The sequence below is a fragment of the Pseudomonas kurunegalensis genome, assembly GCF_030291635.1.
Taxonomy (GTDB): domain Bacteria; phylum Pseudomonadota; class Gammaproteobacteria; order Pseudomonadales; family Pseudomonadaceae; genus Aquipseudomonas; species Aquipseudomonas monteilii.
On record NZ_CP127871.1, the window covers coordinates 1148698 to 1165411 of the forward strand.

16 protein-coding genes are annotated in these 16714 nt (G+C 62.7%); 6 read left to right on the plus strand and 10 right to left on the minus strand.

Annotated elements, in window-relative coordinates; genetic code table 11:
* Positions 1-7: 7 nt before the first annotated feature.
* From QQ992_RS05120 to QQ992_RS05130, 3 genes are all read left to right on the plus strand, one after another.
* Complete coding sequence (locus QQ992_RS05120) at positions 8-1288, plus strand: CynX/NimT family MFS transporter (protein ID WP_286112462.1); 1281 nt, start codon at positions 8-10, stop codon at positions 1286-1288.
* Positions 1289-1465: 177 nt separating this feature from the next.
* Complete coding sequence (locus QQ992_RS05125) at positions 1466-1942, plus strand: nuclear transport factor 2 family protein (RefSeq protein ID WP_016713123.1); 477 nt, start codon at positions 1466-1468, stop codon at positions 1940-1942.
* Entirely contained in the window at positions 1935-2276 is a 342-nt protein-coding gene (locus tag QQ992_RS05130; RefSeq protein ID WP_286112463.1) for a GIY-YIG nuclease family protein, read from the plus strand. Before QQ992_RS05125 ends, QQ992_RS05130 begins: the two co-directional genes overlap by 8 nt.
* Here the strand turns inward: QQ992_RS05130 and yejK are convergent.
* Positions 2224-3231 carry a nucleoid-associated protein YejK gene (yejK, locus tag QQ992_RS05135; RefSeq protein WP_286112464.1) on the minus strand — a complete coding sequence of 336 codons (1008 nt, stop codon included), beginning with the start codon at positions 3229-3231 and terminating at the stop codon, positions 2224-2226. The two genes, QQ992_RS05130 and yejK, sit on opposite strands and share 53 nt — an antisense overlap.
* A 370-nt stretch (positions 3232-3601) precedes the next feature.
* Here yejK and QQ992_RS05140 point away from each other — a divergent pair, with 370 nt between their 5' ends.
* Positions 3602-3883 (plus strand): HU family DNA-binding protein, encoded by a 282-nt coding sequence (locus QQ992_RS05140; RefSeq protein WP_003255106.1) that lies wholly within the window; start codon positions 3602-3604, stop codon positions 3881-3883.
* Positions 3884-3933: 50 nt separating this feature from the next.
* On the opposite strand, the gene rlmF is transcribed toward QQ992_RS05140, so the two are convergent.
* The 5 genes from rlmF to QQ992_RS05165 form a co-directional block, all read right to left on the minus strand.
* Positions 3934-4884 (minus strand): 23S rRNA (adenine(1618)-N(6))-methyltransferase RlmF, encoded by a 951-nt coding sequence (rlmF, locus tag QQ992_RS05145; RefSeq protein WP_286112466.1) that lies wholly within the window; start codon positions 4882-4884, stop codon positions 3934-3936.
* A gap of 86 nt (positions 4885-4970) precedes the next feature.
* Positions 4971-7817 carry a valine--tRNA ligase gene (locus tag QQ992_RS05150; RefSeq protein ID WP_286112467.1) on the minus strand — a complete coding sequence of 949 codons (2847 nt, stop codon included), beginning with the start codon at positions 7815-7817 and terminating at the stop codon, positions 4971-4973.
* 210 nt (positions 7818-8027) lie between these two features.
* Complete coding sequence (locus QQ992_RS05155; RefSeq protein WP_105946916.1) at positions 8028-8393, minus strand: DNA polymerase III subunit chi; 366 nt, start codon at positions 8391-8393, stop codon at positions 8028-8030.
* Positions 8394-8398: 5 nt separating this feature from the next.
* Positions 8399-8827: a DNA polymerase III subunit chi gene (locus QQ992_RS05160; protein WP_019098191.1), complete on the minus strand. Its 429-nt coding sequence runs from the start codon at positions 8825-8827 to the stop codon at positions 8399-8401.
* 50 nt (positions 8828-8877) lie between these two features.
* Positions 8878-10371, minus strand: coding sequence for a leucyl aminopeptidase (locus QQ992_RS05165; protein WP_286112468.1), 1494 nt, complete (start codon positions 10369-10371; stop codon positions 8878-8880).
* A gap of 301 nt (positions 10372-10672) precedes the next feature.
* On the opposite strand from QQ992_RS05165, the gene lptF reads away from it, so the two are divergent.
* Both lptF and lptG read left to right on the plus strand, forming a co-directional pair.
* Positions 10673-11788 carry an LPS export ABC transporter permease LptF gene (gene lptF, locus QQ992_RS05170; protein ID WP_286112469.1) on the plus strand — a complete coding sequence of 372 codons (1116 nt, stop codon included), beginning with the start codon at positions 10673-10675 and terminating at the stop codon, positions 11786-11788.
* Positions 11781-12842 (plus strand): LPS export ABC transporter permease LptG, encoded by a 1062-nt coding sequence (gene lptG / locus QQ992_RS05175; protein ID WP_016713114.1) that lies wholly within the window; start codon positions 11781-11783, stop codon positions 12840-12842. The genes lptF and lptG overlap by 8 nt, the downstream gene beginning before the upstream one ends.
* A 63-nt stretch (positions 12843-12905) precedes the next feature.
* Here lptG and QQ992_RS05180 read toward each other — a convergent pair whose 3' ends face one another.
* The 4 genes from QQ992_RS05180 to QQ992_RS05195 form a co-directional block, all read right to left on the minus strand.
* Positions 12906-13394, minus strand: coding sequence for an RDD family protein (locus QQ992_RS05180; protein ID WP_009687037.1), 489 nt, complete (start codon positions 13392-13394; stop codon positions 12906-12908).
* 91 nt (positions 13395-13485) lie between these two features.
* A complete protein-coding gene (locus QQ992_RS05185; RefSeq protein ID WP_003257941.1) occupies positions 13486-13698 on the minus strand; it encodes a cold-shock protein in 213 nt (70 codons plus the stop codon).
* A gap of 358 nt (positions 13699-14056) precedes the next feature.
* A complete protein-coding gene (gcvT, locus tag QQ992_RS05190; RefSeq protein WP_286112471.1) occupies positions 14057-15178 on the minus strand; it encodes a glycine cleavage system aminomethyltransferase GcvT in 1122 nt (373 codons plus the stop codon).
* A gap of 27 nt (positions 15179-15205) precedes the next feature.
* Complete coding sequence (locus QQ992_RS05195; RefSeq protein WP_286112472.1) at positions 15206-16582, minus strand: L-serine ammonia-lyase; 1377 nt, start codon at positions 16580-16582, stop codon at positions 15206-15208.
* Between the last annotated feature and the right edge of the window lie 132 nt (positions 16583-16714).

A 16714-nucleotide genomic window follows, 5' to 3' on the forward strand; every position in this document is an offset into this window, starting at 1 on the left:
GAAGGCCATGGCTGAATCCATCACCCGCAATACCCCGCCGAACGAGCGGGACCTCGATGAGCTGCTGATCGATGCCGAGGCTGACGACGAGCAGGTGCAGCAGCAGCCTGTGGTGTTGCGGCGGCCCTGGCTGTTGCTGCTGGGCCTGGTGCTGGTGGCCTTGAACCTGCGCCCGGCGTTGTCGAGCATGGCGCCGGTGCTGGGGCTTGTGTCTGAAGGGCTGGGGCTGAGTGCCTCGCAGGCCGGCTTGCTGACCACCTTGCCGGTGCTGTGCCTGGGGCTGTTCGCCCCGCTGGCACCCGTGCTGGCGCGGCGTTTTGGCAGTGAGCGGGTGATCCTCGGCATTCTTGTCACGCTGGCGCTGGGTATCGGGGTGCGAAGCGCCTTCGGCCCCGTTGGCGTGTTCCTCGGCAGCCTGATGGCGGGGGCGAGCATTGGCATTATCGGTGTGCTGCTGCCGGGTATCGTCAAGCGCGACTTCCCGCAGCACGCTGGCACGCTGACCGGCGTGTACACCATGGCGTTGTGCCTGGGCGCCGCCATGGCGGCGGGGGCTACCGTACCGTTGGCCCAGCATTTCGGCGGTAGCTGGGCTCTTGGGCTGGGCTTCTGGGTGCTGCCGGCCTTGCTGGCCATGCTGGTGTGGCTGCCGCAGGCCCGCCAGGGGCATGGCCTGCACAAGGTGGCCTACCGGGTGCGGGGCCTGTGGCGCGATCCGCTGGCCTGGCAGGTTACCTTGTACATGGGCTTGCAGTCGTCGCTGGCTTACATCGTGTTCGGCTGGTTGCCATCGATCCTGATAGGCCGTGGCCTGAGCCCGACCGAGGCTGGGCTGGTGCTGTCGGGGTCGGTGATCGTGCAGTTGATTAGCTCGCTGAGCGCGCCCTGGCTGGCCACCCGTGGCAAGGACCAGCGCCTGGCGATCGTGCTGGTCATGTTGATTACCCTGGCGGGCCTGTTCGGTTGCCTGTATGCGCCCGTTTCGGGGCTGTGGGGATGGGCCGTGGTGCTGGGCCTGGGGCAGGGCGGTACTTTTGCCCTGGCGCTGACCCTGATTGTGCTGCGTTCGAAAGACGCCCATGTGGCAGCGAACCTGTCGAGCATGGCGCAGGGCGTGGGTTACACCCTGGCGTCGATGGGGCCGTTTGCCGTGGGGCTGGTGCATGACCTGACCGGGGGCTGGGCGGCGCTGGGCTGGATTTTTGCCGTGCTGGGGATTGGTGCCATCGTGTTCGGGTTGGGGGCTGGGCGGGCGTTGCATGTGCAGGTGACCAGCGAAAAAGTCTGAGGCTGGCGGTGGCAGAACTGGCCCTTTCGCGGGTGAACCCGCTCCCACAGAGATCGCACACATTTTGAATCTGTGGTGATCGTGTGGGAGCGGGTTTACCCGCGAAGAGGCCGGTACTGGCATAAGCCATCGGGGCAGATTATCGTGCTGGTTTCGACCCCAGGACGGACCTGCCCCATGAGCGACGCCAACCGCGACCTGATCACCCGCTTCTACCAGGCCTTCCAGCGCCTGGATGCCGAGGCCATGGTGGCCTGCTACAGCGACGATATTGTTTTCAGCGACCCGGTTTTCGGCACCTTGCGCGGCAAGGATGCAGGTGATATGTGGCGTATGCTTACCCGCCGCGCCAAGAACTTTACCCTGACGTTCGACAGCGTCCGCGCCGATGAGCGCAGTGGCGGCGCGCACTGGGTGGCCACCTACCTGTTCACCCAGACCGACCGTGTTGTGGTCAACGACATCCAGGCGCGGTTTGTCATTCGTGATGGGCTGATCTGCCAGCATGACGACACCTTCGACCTGTGGCGCTGGTCGCGGCAGGCCTTGGGTATGCCTGGCGTATTGCTGGGCTGGTCGCCGCTGGTGCAGAACAAGGTTCGCTTGCAGGCATTCAAGGGATTGCGCGCATTCCAGCAGGCCCAAGGTGAGTGAAACCGTCGAATCCGTTGTTGGCAAACCCTGGTATGTCTATCTGGTAAGGGCCGCCAACGGCTCGCTGTACTGCGGCATCAGCGATGACCCTCAGCGGCGTTTTGCGGCGCACCAGAAGGGGCAGGGCGCCCGCTACTTCAAGACCAGCCCGGCCCAGGCGCTGGTGTATGTGGAGCAATGGCCGGATAAAGGCGAGGCTTTGCGCCAGGAGCGGCTGGTAAAGCGGCTGCGCAAATCGGCAAAGGAGGCGCTGGTGGCCTCCTATACCGGCTTTGAGGGGATTAGTCCTTGCGCCGCTTCAACTGATCGACCAGCGTTGTCGGCAGCCCCTTGATGATCAGGGTACCTGCCGCCTCGTCATACTCCACTTTGTCGCCCAGCAAGTGTGCCTCGAAGCTGATCGACAGCCCCTCGGCACGCCCGGTGAAGCGGCGGAACTGGTTGAGGGTGCGCTTGTCCGCCGGGATTTCTGGCGACAGGCCATAGTCCTTGTTGCGGATGTGGTCGTAGAACGCTTTGGGCCGATCTTCGTCGATCAGGCTGGACAGCTCTTCCAGCGTTACCGGCTCGCCCAGTTTAGTCTGGGTGGTGGCGTACTCGACCAGGGTCTGGGTCTTTTCGCGGGCGGACTCTTCCGGCAGGTCTTCGCTCTCGACGAAGTCACTGAAGGCTTTGAGCAGGGTACGGGTTTCGCCTGGGCCGTCTACACCCTCCTGGCAGCCGATGAAGTCGCGGAAGTAATCCGAAACTTTCTTGCCGTTCTTGCCCTTGATGAACGAGATGTACTGCTTGGAGTTCTGGTTGTTCTTCCACTCCGACAGGTTGATGCGTGCCGCCAGGTGCAACTGGCCAAGGTCGAGGTGGCGCGAAGGCATCACGTCGAGTTCGGCGTTCACCGCTACCCCTTCGCTGTGGTGCAGCAGGGCAATGGCCAGATATTCGGTCATGCCTTGCTGGTAATGGGCGAACAGGATATGGCCGCCCGTGGACAGGTTGGACTCTTCCATCAGCTTCTGCAGGTGTTCCACGGCAGTGCGGCTGAAGGCGGTAAAGTCTTTTTCTTCGTCCAGGTACTGCTTCAGCCAGCCGCTGAGTGGGTAGGCGCCCGACTCACCGTGGAAAAAGCCCCAGGCTTTGCCTTGCTTGGCGTTATAGCTGTCATTGAGGTCGGCCAGCAGGTTCTCGATGGCATCGGAGGCGGCCAGTTCGGAGTCGCGAGCATGCAGCACCGCGGGGCTGCCATCAGGCTTTTTGTCGATCAGGTGAACGATGCAATGACGGATTGGCATGGGATTCTCGGCGAGCTGCAAAAGTTGCCAAGTTTACCCTAGACACAAGGTGATGCAGTGGCCGTATGTTGGCAGATATGTCGGTTGTTCGTTTTTTGTTCAATTTTGTGCGTTTTAAGCTAAAACCCCCGAAAAACCTGCATTAAATCGAAGTGCGCAGCGGATATTTATCTGCTCCTGTGGTAGTTTTGCGCGGTCTTGTGCCCCTCGTGTGGCGCATTGCTGGCAGCGTGCTGTCGTCGTGTCGAACCAAACGCCGATTTACGTATCTACATACGCGATTGGCGCGGCCCTCCACTTTCAGGGGCTGGCCCGATAACGTCGTAGTTCGCTGCATAACCATCGAATTTGATAGGGAAGGAACACCACCATGGCATTGACCAAAGACCAACTGATTGCCGACATCGCCGAATCGATCGCCGCGCCAAAAGCCACCGCCAAGAACGCTCTGGAGCAACTGGGCCAGATCGTTGCCGACCAACTGGAAAACGGCGCTGAAATCACCCTGCCAGGCATCGGCAAGCTGAAAGTCTCCGAGCGTCCTGCCCGTACCGGCCGCAACCCTTCGACTGGCGCTGCCATCGAAATCGCTGCCAAGAAAGTCGTCAAGTTCGTTCCAGCCAAAGTGCTGACCGACGCCATCAACAAGTAATTGTTGACGTGTTGACGAAACCGCGCCCGGCTTGCCCGGGCGCGGTTTTTTCATGCCTGTGATTTACGCTGGGCGTGCCAGGCCTGGCGCGTGGCATCGTCAAGGAAGCTCCAGGCGACCATGCGGCTCTGTTTCTGTCCCTGGCCCATTTCGGTGATGCGTAAGGCCTTGGCGCCTGCCTTCTTCAGTGCGGTCTCGATGCCCGGCAAGTTACTGGCCTTGGACACCAGGCTGGTGAACCACAGCACACGCTCGGCGTATTGCACGCTCTCGCTGACCAGTTGGGTGACAAAGCGGATTTCGCCGCCCTCGCACCACAGTTCATTGTTCTGGCCACCGAAGTTGAGCACAGGCAGCTTGCGCTTGGGGTCTTGTTTGCCCAGGTTCTTCCACTTGCGCTGGCTGCCACGGGTGGCTTCTTCGCGTGAGGCATGGAAGGGCGGGTTGCACAGGGTCAGGTCGAAGCGTTCTTCATCCTGCAGCAGGCCGCTGAGGATGTGCGTGCGGTTGGCCTGTTGGCGCAGGGTGATGGCCTTGCCCAGCCCATTGGCCTGCACGATGGCCTTGGCCGATGCCAGGGCCACGGGGTCGATGTCCGAGCCCAGGAAGCGCCAGCGGTAGTCGCTGTGCCCAAGCAGTGGGTAGATGCAGTTGGCACCCACACCGATATCCAGTGCATGCACCTTGGCACCCTTTGGCACCTCGCCGGCGTTGTCTTCGGCCAGCAGATCGGCGGCCACGTGAATGTAGTCGGCGCGGCCGGGGATGGGCGGGCACAGGTAGTCGGCAGGGATATCCCAGTGCTGGATGCCGTACTGGGCCTTGAGCAGGGCACGGTTGAACACTCGCACGGCTTCAGGGTTGGCGAAGTCGATGCTCGGTTTGCCGTGGGGATTGGTGATGGTGAAGCGGGCAAGGTCCGGGTGGGCCTTGATCAGGCTAGGGAAGTCGTAGCGGCCCTTGTGGCGGTTGCGCGGGTGCAGGGAGGGTTTCTGGATCATGGGAGGGTCCTGAAAAGCATCGCGGGCAAGCCCGCTCCTACGTTGACCTGTAGGAGCGGGCTTGCCCGCGATGAATTTACCGAGGTTTACAGCGCAGCGATGCGCGCATGCTGCTCGGTGAAGTTGGCCAGGGCCTGTTCAGACTCGGCCAGCTTGGCACGTTCCTTCTCGATCACCGCAGGCGGAGCCTTGTCGACGAAGGCGGCGTTGGACAGCTTGCCACCCACGCGTGCCACTTCGCCTTGCAGGCGCTGGATTTCCTTGTTCAGGCGCGCCAGCTCGGCATCCTTGTCGATCAGGCCGGCCATTGGCACCAGCACTTGCAGGTCACCGACCAGGGCGGTGGCCGACAGCGGCGCTTCATCGGCATCGCCCAGCACGGTGAACGACTCGACCTTGGCCAGCTTCTTCAGCAGCGCTTCGTTTTCCAGCAGGCGGCGCTGGTCGTCGGCGTTGGCGTTCTTCAGGAACAGCGGCAGCGGCTTGCCTGGGCCGATGTTCATTTCGGCGCGGATGTTGCGCAGGCCGACCATCAATTCCTTGAGCCACTCGATGTCACCTTCAGCGGCGGCATCGATGCGGGCTTCATTGGCCACCGGCCACGGCTGCAGCATGATGGTCTTGCCTTCGATACCGGCCAGCGGCGCGATGCGCTGCCAGATTTCTTCGGTAATGAACGGCATGAACGGGTGCGCCAGGCGCAGCGCCACTTCCAGCACGCGCACCAGGGTGCGGCGGGTGCCACGGGCGCGCTCGACCGGGGCGTTTTCGTCCCACAGTACCGGCTTGGACAGCTCCAGGTACCAGTCGCAGTACTGGTTCCAGATGAACTCGTACAGCGCCTGGCTAGCCAGGTCGAAGCGGAACTGCTCCAGCTGGCGGGTCACTTCGGCTTCGGTGCGCTGCAGCTGCGAGATGATCCAGCGGTCAGCCAGCGACAATTCGTAAGCTTCGCCGTTCTGGCCACAGTCCTCGCCCTTGTCCAGCACGTAGCGGGCGGCGTTCCAGATCTTGTTGCAGAAGTTGCGGTAGCCTTCGACGCGGCCCATGTCGAACTTGATGTCGCGGCCCGTAGAGGCCAGCGAGCAGAAGGTGAAACGCAGGGCGTCGGTGCCGTAGCTGGCGATACCTTCAGGGAACTCGGCCTTGGTCTGCTTGGCGATCTTCTCGGCCAGCTTGGGCTGCATCATGCCGCTGGTGCGTTTTTCCAGCAGGGCGTCGAGTGTGATGCCGTCGACGATGTCCAGCGGGTCCAGCACGTTGCCCTTGGACTTGGACATCTTCTGGCCCTGGCCGTCACGTACCAGACCGTGTACGTAAACGGTCTTGAACGGTACTTGCGGGGTGCCGTCCTCGTTCTTGATCAGGTGCATGGTCAGCATGATCATGCGCGCAACCCAGAAGAAGATGATGTCGAAGCCGGTTACCAGCACATCGGTGGAGTGGAACTTCTTGAGGAACTCGGTCTGCTCCGGCCAGCCCAGGGTGGAGAAGGTCCACAGGCCCGAGCTGAACCAGGTGTCGAGCACGTCGTCGTCCTGGCGCAGGACCACGTCGGCGCCGAGGTTGTGCTTGGCGCGCACCTCTGCCTCGTCGCGGCCAACGTAGACCTGACCGGCCTCGTTGTACCACGCCGGGATGCGGTGGCCCCACCACAGCTGGCGGCTGATGCACCAGTCCTGGATGTCACGCATCCAGGAGAAGTACATGTTTTCGTACTGCTTGGGCACGAACTGGATACGGCCATCTTCCACGGCGGCGATGGCAGGTTCTGCCAGCGGCTTGGTGGAGACGTACCACTGGTCGGTCAGCCACGGCTCGATCACGGTGCCCGAACGGTCGCCTTTCGGCACCTTCAGGGCGTGGTCGTCGATGCTCACCAGCAGGCCCTGGGCATCCAGGTCGGCAACGATCTGCTTGCGCGCGACGAAGCGGTCGAGGTTGGCGTATTGGGCTGGCAGTTTGGTATCAACCTGCTCGTTGACGCTGCCGTCGAGGTTGAAGGCCTGGGCGCTGGCCAGCACGAAGGCGTTCTTGTCGAAGATGTTCAGCAGCGGCAGGTTGTGGCGCTTGCCGACTTCGTAGTCGTTGAAGTCGTGAGCCGGGGTGATCTTCACGCAGCCGGTACCGAACGCTGGGTCGCAGTAGTCGTCGGCGATGATCGGGATGCGGCGGCCTACCAGTGGCAGTTCGACGAACTTGCCGATCAGTGCCTGGTAACGTTCGTCGTTCGGGTTAACCGCAACGGCCGCGTCACCCAGCAGGGTTTCCGGACGGGTGGTGGCAACCACCAGGTAGTCGTTGCCTTCGGCGGTCTTGGCGCCGTCGGCCAGCGGGTAGCGCAGGTTCCACAGGTGGCCTTTCTCGTCGTGGTTTTCCACTTCAAGGTCCGAGATGGCCGTGTGCAGCTTGGTATCCCAGTTGACCAGGCGCTTGCCACGGTAGATAAGGCCGTCTTCATGCAGGCGCACGAACGCTTCTTTAACGGCTTCGGAGAGGCCGTCGTCCATGGTGAAGCGCTCGCGGCTCCAGTCTACCGAAGAGCCCAGGCGGCGGATCTGGCGGCTGATGTTGCCACCGGACTGGTCCTTCCATTCCCAGACCTTTTCCAGGAACTTCTCGCGGCCCAGGTCATGACGGTTCTGGCCTTTGGCTTCGAGCTGGCGCTCGACCAGCATCTGCGTGGCGATACCGGCGTGGTCGGTGCCTGGCTGCCACAGGGTGTCGCGGCCTTGCATGCGGCGGAAACGGATCAGGGCGTCCATGATCGCGTTGTTGAACCCATGGCCCATGTGCAGGCTGCCGGTCACGTTCGGCGGCGGGATCATGATGGTGTAGGACTCGCCTGCACCTTGTGGGGCGAAATAGTTCTCGGACTCCCAGGTGTTGTACCAGGAAGTTTCGATGGCGTGCGGCTGGTAGGTCTTATCCATGCGCGGCGGGACCCTGTGCATTTATTCGGGAAAGCCGGGAAGTATAACCAAGGTGGGGGCCGCAGGCGACAAGCTGCTGCTATCTGGCAGGGCAGGAGCGGCCTCTTCGCGGGTAAACCCGCTCCCACAGGTACGGTGCAGCGCCAACAGCTTGCGCAAATCCTGTGGGAGCGGGTTTACCCGCGAAGCAGGCACCGCCGAAATTCAGGCTTACTCCGAACGCTTGATCAACCGCTCGATCCGCGCATCCAGCCGGCGCTTGATCTCGTTCTCGATGTGCGGGGTGAAGTCGTTGATCACGTCCTGCATGATCATCTGCGCCGCCGCACGCAGCTCGCTCTCCAGGTGCAGCAGGGTGTCCTGGCGGCGGGTTTGCGGGTCGTCCTCGGGTTCGGCAGCCACCGGTTCGGCAACCGGTGCCGGGTTGCCGGCAGGCTCTTCCAGCAGTAACGGAATCTGCTCCACCGTTTCGGTCAGCAGCGGCGGTTGCAGGTCGGCGTCGCCAAGCAGCTGGCGGATCGACTCGAGGTCATCGAGCAGATGGGCGGAGTCGGGCAAAGGGGAGGGCTTGTCCATCGTCGTCAAAGTCGCTGTAAGCGGTGGTCTTGCAGAGCATAGCCCTGTTCACGGTAGAAACGGAATCGCTCTCGGGCCGATTGGCGGATGCCAGGCTCCTCGACCACGATTTCGGCCACCCGCTCGAACTGGCCGACAAAGCCCGGCACGCTGGCGCCCAGGTTGATCAGCAAGTCGCGGTGCTCGCCCGCGCTGTCTGCCAAGCCCAACGCCACGCCGGCATCGGCATGCACCTCGGCCAGGTCGTGGGGCACGAACGCCTCGCCCTTGAAGCGCCACAAGCGTTGGTCCAGCTCGCTGCGCTGTTCCGCGTCCTGGCAGTGCAGGTAGACCCGGTGGCCGAGGCGCCAGGCCTTTTCGCACAGCTTGCAGGCGAAATCGAGCCGCGCCGACAGCGAGTCGGTGGGCAAGATGTAGAAGTCGACTTTGCTCATGGTGAGAATCGCCGGCCAGTGGCGCACAAGGCGCCACCGGCCTCACGGCGTCACGCGCCAGCGCGGTCCAGCAGGTACTGGGTCAGCAGAGGCACTGGGCGGCCGGTGGCGCCTTTGTCCTTGCCGCCACTGATCCAGGCGGTACCGGCGATGTCCATGTGCGCCCAGTTGTAGGCCTTGGCGAAGCGCGACAGGAAGCAACCCGCGGTGATGGTGCCGGCCTTCGGCCCACCGATGTTGCCCATGTCGGCGAACGGGCTGTCCAGCTGCTCCTGGTATTCGTCGAACAGCGGCAGCTGCCAGGCACGGTCGTCGGCGCGCTTGCCGGCGTCGAGCAACTGGCCCACCAGGTCGTCGTTGTTGCCCATCAGGCCGGAGGTGTGGCTGCCCAGGGCGACGATGCAGGCGCCAGTCAGGGTGGCGATGTCGATCACCGCCTGCGGCTTGAAGCGCTCGGCGTAGGTCAGGGTGTCGCACAGCACCAGGCGGCCTTCGGCGTCGGTGTTGAGAATTTCCACGGTCTGGCCGCTCATGGTGGTGACGATGTCACCTGGGCGGGTGGCACCGCCGCTCGGCATGTTTTCGGCGCAGGCCAGCAGGCACACGAGGTTGATTGGCAGCTGCAGTTCGAGCACGGCACGCAGGGTGCCGAACACGCTGGCGGCGCCGCACATGTCGTACTTCATTTCGTCCATGCCGGCACCTGGCTTGAGGCTGATGCCGCCGGTGTCGAAGGTGATGCCTTTACCGACCAGCACGAATGGCTTGTCGGCCTTTTTGCCGCCCTGGTAATTCAGCACGATCAGGCGTGGAGGCTGGTCGCTGCCCTGGCCCACGGCATAGAACGCACCCATGCCCAGGTCCTTGATCTTCTTCTCGTCCAGCACCTCGACCTTCAGCGCCTTGTGCGCCTTGCCCAGGTCCTTGGCCTGCTCGGCCAGGAAACTTGGGTGGCAGAGGTTAGGCGGCAGGTTGCCCAGGTCGCGGGTGAAAGCCATGCCGGTGGCGATGGCGCTGGCGTGTTTGACCGCCCGCTCGACTTCGGCCTGGCCGGCCTTGTCGGCCAACAGGGTGACCTTCTTCAGGGCGCGCGGCTCGGCCTTCTGGCTCTTGAAACGGTCGAAGACGTATTCGCCGTCGAGCAGGGTTTCGGCCAGCAGGCGGTATTTACCGTAATGGGCGTCGCGGTTGCTGACCGCCACATCGTCCAGCGCCAGCACTGCATCGGCACCGTTCAGGCCCTTGAGTACGCCGGCCACGCTGGTAACCAGCTTGCGCCAGGCGCGGTCGCCCAGGGCTTCATCCTTGCCACTGCCTACCAGCAGCACGCGCTCGGCCTTCAGGCCCGCAAGGTTCTGCAGCAGCAGGGTCTGGCCCGGCTTGCCGGCCAGGTCGCCGCGCTTGAGCACGGCGCTGATGGCACCCTCGCTGGCCAGGTCGACAGCCTTGGCCACAGCACCGAGCTTGCGGTTTTCACCTACCGGAATGACCAGTGTGGCGGTTTTTACGGATGCAGCAGCTACGCTTTTTACAACCAGTTCCATGTCAGGATCCCCGAATGATCGATACGAATGGCGCTGTGTGTGCCAGCGCTCTGGACGGGCCTGGCCGCTTAGTCGCGCGCCAGCGGAAAAGCTGCCAGTTTGAGCCTGCGGCAAGCGTGCTGACAACCCCGTTATGCGCGTTCATGCGCGGCCAAGTGACAGGGGCGGTCAATCACAGGATAATGCGCGCACTTTACATGGAGGTTCGCCTTTGGCGAACCGGCATTGGTCTTGGATGTACTAAGTCATTGTTTGGCGCCATTGCATGGCAGTCCGCCCTGACAACCCAGGAGTGTCTGGTTTGATCGTCTTTCGTTATCTGTCCCGCGAGGTCCTGGTGACCTTGAGCGCCGTCAGCGCTGTGCTGCTGGTGATCATCATGAGCGGGCGCTTCATCAAGTACCTGGCCCAGGCTGCCCAGGGCGTGCTCGACCCGGGCGTGCTGTTCCTGATCATGGGCTTCCGGTTGCCGGGTTTCCTGCAGTTGATCCTGCCGCTGGGGCTGTTCCTTGGCATTCTCCTGGCTTACGGGCGCCTGTACCTGGAAAGCGAGATGACCGTGCTGTCCGCAACCGGCATGAGCCAGCAGCGCCTGCTGGGCATGACCATGGCGCCGGCCGCCCTGGTCGCCCTGCTGGTGGCCTGGCTGAGCTTGAGCCTGGCACCGCTGGGCGTGGCCCAGGTGCAGCAGATCATCGCCCAGCAAGACGCGCTGACCGAGTTCGACACCCTGGTGCCGGGCCGCTTCCAGACGTTGCGTGACGGCTCGCGGGTAACCTACACCGAGCAGCTGTCGGATGACCGCATCAACCTGGCCGGGGTGTTCATTTCCGAGAAGCGCTTCAATCAGGACAAGACCAAGGACCGCGCCCCATCGGTGCTGGTCGCTGAAAAGGGCCATCAGGAAATCCAGGCCGACGGCAACCGCTATCTGGTGCTGGAAAACGGTTACCGCTACGACGGTAACCCGGGCCAGGCCGACTACCGCGCCATCAAGTACGACACCTATGGCGTGCTGCTGCCCAAGCCGGAAGTCAGCGAGGAGGTCACCGAACGTGAAGCCATCCCTACCTCCGAGTTGATCGGCAAGAAGGGCCTGCGTGAGCGCGCCGAACTGCAATGGCGGCTGTCGCTGCCGATCCTGGTATTCGTCGTCACACTGCTGGCGGTGCCGCTGTCCCGGGTCAACCCACGCCAGGGCCGCTTCCTCAAGCTGCTGCCGGCAATTCTTCTGTACATGGCCTACCTGACAATGCTGATTTCCGTTCGCGGCGCTCTCGAGAAGGGCAAACTTCCGATCGGCCTGGGCATGTGGTGGGTCCACGGCCTGTTCCTGCTGATCGGCCTGGGGCTGATTTACTGGGAGCCGCTGCGCCTCAAACGCGCCGCCCGTCGTGCGGAGGTGGCCCATGGCTAAGCTTGACCGCTACATCGGCCAGAGCGTGCTGCTGGCCATCCTGGCCGTGCTGGGTATCATCCTCGGCTTGGCCTCGCTGTTCGCCTTCATCGATGAGATGAGCGACCTGAGTGACACCTATACGGTGATGGAAGCGGGCAACTTCGTCCTGCTCACCGCACCGCGGCGGCTGTACGAAATGCTGCCGATGGCGGCACTGATCGGCTGCCTGATCGGCCTGGGCAGCCTGGCCAGCAGCAGCGAGCTGACCATCATGCGTGCGGCCGGTGTTTCCATCGGCCGTATCGTCTGGGCGGTGATGAAGCCGATGCTGGTGCTGATGCTGGTCGGCCTGCTGATCGGTGAATACGTGGCACCGGTGACCGAGAACAAGGCCCAGGCCGACCGCTCCCTGGCCCAGGGCGGTGGTGAGGCGCAAAGCTCCAAGCGCGGTATGTGGCACCGTCAGGGTGAAGAGTACGTGCACATCAACGCCGTGCAGCCTAACGGCTTGCTGCTGGGGGTGACCCGTTACCGCTTCGACAACGAGCGCAAGATCGTCACGTCGAGCTTCGCCCGCCGTGCCCAGTATCAGAACGACCACTGGCTGCTCGCCGACGTGCGCACCACCTATTTCCGTGGTGACCACACCGAAGTCGTCAGCGCGCCGCAAGAGCGCTGGGACGTTTCGCTCACGCCAGAACTGCTCAATACCGTGATCCTGGCGCCGGAATCGCTGTCGATTACCGGGCTGTGGGACTACATCCACTACCTGTCTGACCAAGGTTTGAACAATGCCCGCTACTGGCTGGCGTTCTGGACCAAGGTACTGCAGCCGATGGTGACTGCGGCACTGGTGCTGATGGCAATTTCCTTCATCTTCGGCCCGCTGCGCTCGGTAACCCTCGGGCAGCGCGTGTTCACCGGTGTGCTGGTGGGCTTCGTGTTCCGCATCGGTCAGGACTTGTTGGGGCCTTCTAGCCAGGTGTTCGGCTTCCCGCCGCTGCTGGCGGTGGTGATCCCGGCAGGCATCTGTGCCTTGGCCGGTGTGTGGTTGTTGCGCCGGGCGGGTTGATGGCCTGAGCTGCACAAGAAAGCCGACCTCAGGGTCGGCTTTTTCATGGGTGTTAACCTGTGCTCATTTCTTCTGCTTCGGCACCCGCACCAGCTGGCTCTCCGAATAGATGTCATGCCAGCCCCGCTTGCGCTTGTCGATCAACACCCAGAAGAAACCCAGCCCCAGGCACAGCCACGAGGCAATCGAGACCACAAAGCGCAACAGCGCCTGCCACAGGCTGATGGCCGAACCATCGGCGTTCTGCACTCGCACGCCCCATACCTGCATGCCCAGCGTCTGCCCGCCATGGGTCCAGAACTTGGCAAAGAAGCCGAACAGGGCGAACAGCAGCACTGTTGACAGCAGTGGGTCGCCATCCAGTGCCCCCGCCTCGGTCAGCTCGCGCATGCGTGCTTCGCCGATGATCGCCATCTGGATCATTTTGTAGGCGCCAGCGGTCACGATCAGCAGGGCCGTGCACAGTAAAAAGTCATAGAACATCGCCGCCAGGCGCCGGCCCAGTCCGACCGGTGGAAAATCTCCCTGAGGGGTGAGCAGAGGCTTGGACATGCAGGACGGCTCCAGAAGACGAAGCCGCTATTCTACGGGCAAAAAAAAGCCCCTGCACTTGGCAGGGGCTTTTCTCGAAGTCGGGTTCGGCTTAGCCGGCGACCTGAACTTTGTCAGCCTGCATGCCTTTCTGGCCCTGGACTGCTTCGAAGGTAACCTTCTGGCCTTCTTTCAGGCTCTTGAAGCCGTTGCCTTCGATAGCGCGGAAGTGCACGAACAGATCCGGACCGCTTTCTGGGGTGATGAAGCCGTAACCTTTTTCGTCATTGAACCACTTGACGGTACCGTTCTGACGCTCAGCCATTGTCTTATTTCCTATGAAGCTTAAATTTTGATGACAGTTTCTTTCGCACTTGTTTGTAAGCGAAAGATTACTGGGCTGGGTTGCAGGAAAGTAAGAGACGTCGAACGGGTTGTAGCAAATCTCGGCTACTGGCCCAGGTCACGAACTGTTGCGACCCATGCAAACACAGTGCAGTGACTCTACGCCAACTCCCGAGCGAAAAACAAGCCCTTGGTCGTATGGAAAATCAGCCGTTTGCCGATAACCGACCGATTTGACGGAAACGGCATGGCGCCTGGCCTGGCGCCATGTTCAAAAGTTATTGGGCAGGTTCGAAAACGAATATGTCGAGCCTGCCCGTAACCTTCACAAAGCCGTTTCAACCACGGTAGTAACGTTGCGCTACGAAAGGCATTTTGCTGACTTTCAAGGCAACCTTCTTGCCCCGCACCACGGCAAACAGCGGGGTGTCGACTGCAGCATGTTCACTATCGATATAACCCATTGCTACAGGTGCACCGAGTGTCGGGCCAAAGCCGCCGCTGCAGACTTTACCTACGGGTTTATCGTTTGCATCGACAATGTCCGCACCTTCACGAACAGGTGTACGTTCTTGCGGTAGCAGCCCGACGCGTTTGCGTGCCACGCCATCGCGCTGCTGGGCATAGATGGCCTCGGCACCCGGGAACCCGGCAGCACGTGCACCGTCGGCACGGCGCACTTTGGAAATGGCCCACAGCAGGCTGGCCTCGACCGGGGTGGTCTCGGTATTCATGTCGTGGCCATACAGGCACAGGCCGGCTTCCAGGCGAAGCGAGTCGCGAGCGCCCAGGCCAATCGGCTGTACTTCCGGCTCGGCCAGCAGACGGCGGGCGAGGGCATCTGCAGCGCTTGCCGGGACCGAGACTTCGTAGCCATCTTCGCCGGTGTAGCCCGAGCGGCTGACGAAGCAGTCTTCGCCCAGCAGCTTCACCGGGCGGAACTGCATGAAGGTCATGCCGGCCACTTCCGGGGCCAGGCGCTCCAGCACCTTGACCGCAGCCGGGCCTTGCAGGGCCAGCAGGGCACGTTGCTCGAACAGCGGCTGCACGTCGCAACGGTTGCCGATGTGTTTTTGCAGGTGGGCCAAGTCCTGGTCCTTGCAGGCGGCGTTGACCACCAGGAACAGCGTGTCGTCACCCAGGTTGGCCACCATCAGGTCGTCGAGGATGCCGCCCTGCTCGTTGGTGAACATGGCATAGCGCTGCATGCCTGCCGGGAGGTCGATGATGTCCACGGGTACCAGGCTTTCCAGGGCCTTGGCGGCATCAGCGCCGCGCAGGATGATCTGGCCCATGTGCGAAACGTCGAACAGGCCGGCCTGCTCGCGGGTGTGCAAGTGTTCCTTGAGCACGCCCAGCGGGTACTGCACCGGCATGTCGTAGCCGGCGAACGGCACCATGCGGGCACCCAGTTCCAGGTGCAGGGCGTGCAGTGGGGTCTTGAGCAGTGTTTCGGACATCGGTGACTCCTTGGTGTTGTTGTCGGGTCAACATTCGATGATGTTGACGGCCAGGCCGCCACGGGCGGTCTCTTTGTATTTGCTTTTCATGTCGGCGCCGGTCTGGCGCATCGTGCGGATGACCTTGTCGAGCGACACGTAATGTTGCCCGTCGCCGCGCAAGGCCATGCGCACCGCGTTGATTGCCTTCACCGAGCCCATGGCATTGCGCTCGATGCACGGCACCTGGACCAGCCCGCCGATCGGGTCGCAGGTCAGGCCCAGGTTATGTTCCATACCGATTTCTGCAGCGTTCTCCACCTGCTGCACGCTGCCACCCATCACCTCGCATAACGCACCGGCAGCCATCGAACAGGCCACGCCGACCTCGCCCTGGCAGCCCACTTCCGCGCCAGAGATGGAGGCGTTTTCCTTGTACAGGATGCCAATGGCCGCAGCGGTGAGCAGAAAACGCACCACCCCGTCCTCGCTGGCGCCCGGCACGAAGCGCATGTAGTAGTGCAACACTGCCGGGACGATACCTGCCGCCCCATTGGTGGGTGCGGTGACCACGCGCCCGCCGTAGGCGTTTTCTTCGTTCACGGCCAAGGCGTAGAGGTTGACCCAGTCGAGCACCGACAGGGCATCGCGCAGGCTGGCTTCCGGGTGGCGGCTCAGTTGGCGATACAACGCGGGCGCCCGCCGCTTGACCTTGAGCCCGCCCGGCAATATGCCTTCATGCTGGCAGCCTGCTTCGACGCAATCCTGCATCACCTGCCAGATGCGCAGCAGCCCGGCGCGGGTTTCTGCCTCTGGGCGCCAGGCGGCCTCGTTGGCCAGCATCACTTGGCTTATCGACAGGTTTTGCGTGGTGCAATGGCCGAGCAGCTCCTTGGCGGTCTTGAACGGGTAGGGCAGCACGGTGCTGTCCTCGACGATGCGGTCGTGGCCGGCGGCGTCCTCGTCGACCACGAAACCGCCGCCCACCGAGTAATACTCGCGGCTGCGGATTTGCAGGCCGGCGTCGTCGAACGCGCGAAAGATCATGCCGTTGGGATGGTAGTCCAGCGGCTTGCGGATCATTGCCAAATGCTGTTTTTCAATGAACGCAATGCTGTGCTCGCCCAGCAGGTTGATGTGGCCACTGTCGCGGATGGCCTGCAGGCGGGCGGGGATGCTTTCGGTGTCGATAATGTCCGGGTGTTCGCCTTCAAGGCCCAGCAGCACAGCCTTGTCACTGCCGTGGCCCTTGCCGGTGGCGCCCAGCGAGCCATACAGCTCGGCCTTGACGCTGGCCGTGCGGGCGAGCAGGCCGTCACGGCGCAGCCCTTCGGCGAACCGCGCGGCGGCGCGCATCGGGCCGACCGTGTGCGAACTGGAGGGGCCGATGCCGATCTTGAACAGGTCGAAGACGCTCAAAGACATGGTGACCTCCTGCCAGGGTTTCAGGACGGACGGTGAACCCTGTGGGAGCGGGTTTACCCGCGAATGCGGCGGTGACGCCACCATCGCGTTCGCGGGTAAACCCGCTCCCACAGAGGCCCACACCTCAACTCA

What these genes read in the sequence shown, in the direction of transcription:
- QQ992_RS05120 (WP_286112462.1), top strand. Translation starts at nt 8, where the DNA reads ATGGCTGAATCCATCACCCGCAATACCCCGCCGAACGAGCGGGACCTC.
- QQ992_RS05125 (WP_016713123.1), top strand. Translation starts at nt 1,466, where the DNA reads ATGAGCGACGCCAACCGCGACCTGATCACCCGCTTCTACCAGGCCTTC.
- yejK (WP_286112464.1), bottom strand. Translation starts at nt 3,231, where the DNA reads ATGCCAATCCGTCATTGCATCGTTCACCTGATCGACAAAAAGCCTGAT.
- QQ992_RS05140 (WP_003255106.1), top strand. Translation starts at nt 3,602, where the DNA reads ATGGCATTGACCAAAGACCAACTGATTGCCGACATCGCCGAATCGATC.
- rlmF (WP_286112466.1), bottom strand. Translation starts at nt 4,884, where the DNA reads ATGATCCAGAAACCCTCCCTGCACCCGCGCAACCGCCACAAGGGCCGC.
- QQ992_RS05150 (WP_286112467.1), bottom strand. Translation starts at nt 7,817, where the DNA reads ATGGATAAGACCTACCAGCCGCACGCCATCGAAACTTCCTGGTACAAC.
- QQ992_RS05155 (WP_105946916.1), bottom strand. Translation starts at nt 8,393, where the DNA reads ATGGACAAGCCCTCCCCTTTGCCCGACTCCGCCCATCTGCTCGATGAC.
- QQ992_RS05160 (WP_019098191.1), bottom strand. Translation starts at nt 8,827, where the DNA reads ATGAGCAAAGTCGACTTCTACATCTTGCCCACCGACTCGCTGTCGGCG.
- QQ992_RS05165 (WP_286112468.1), bottom strand. Translation starts at nt 10,371, where the DNA reads ATGGAACTGGTTGTAAAAAGCGTAGCTGCTGCATCCGTAAAAACCGCC.
- lptG (WP_016713114.1), top strand. Translation starts at nt 11,781, where the DNA reads ATGGCTAAGCTTGACCGCTACATCGGCCAGAGCGTGCTGCTGGCCATC.
- QQ992_RS05180 (WP_009687037.1), bottom strand. Translation starts at nt 13,394, where the DNA reads ATGTCCAAGCCTCTGCTCACCCCTCAGGGAGATTTTCCACCGGTCGGA.
- QQ992_RS05185 (WP_003257941.1), bottom strand. Translation starts at nt 13,698, where the DNA reads ATGGCTGAGCGTCAGAACGGTACCGTCAAGTGGTTCAATGACGAAAAA.
- gcvT (WP_286112471.1), bottom strand. Translation starts at nt 15,178, where the DNA reads ATGTCCGAAACACTGCTCAAGACCCCACTGCACGCCCTGCACCTGGAA.
- QQ992_RS05195 (WP_286112472.1), bottom strand. Translation starts at nt 16,582, where the DNA reads ATGTCTTTGAGCGTCTTCGACCTGTTCAAGATCGGCATCGGCCCCTCC.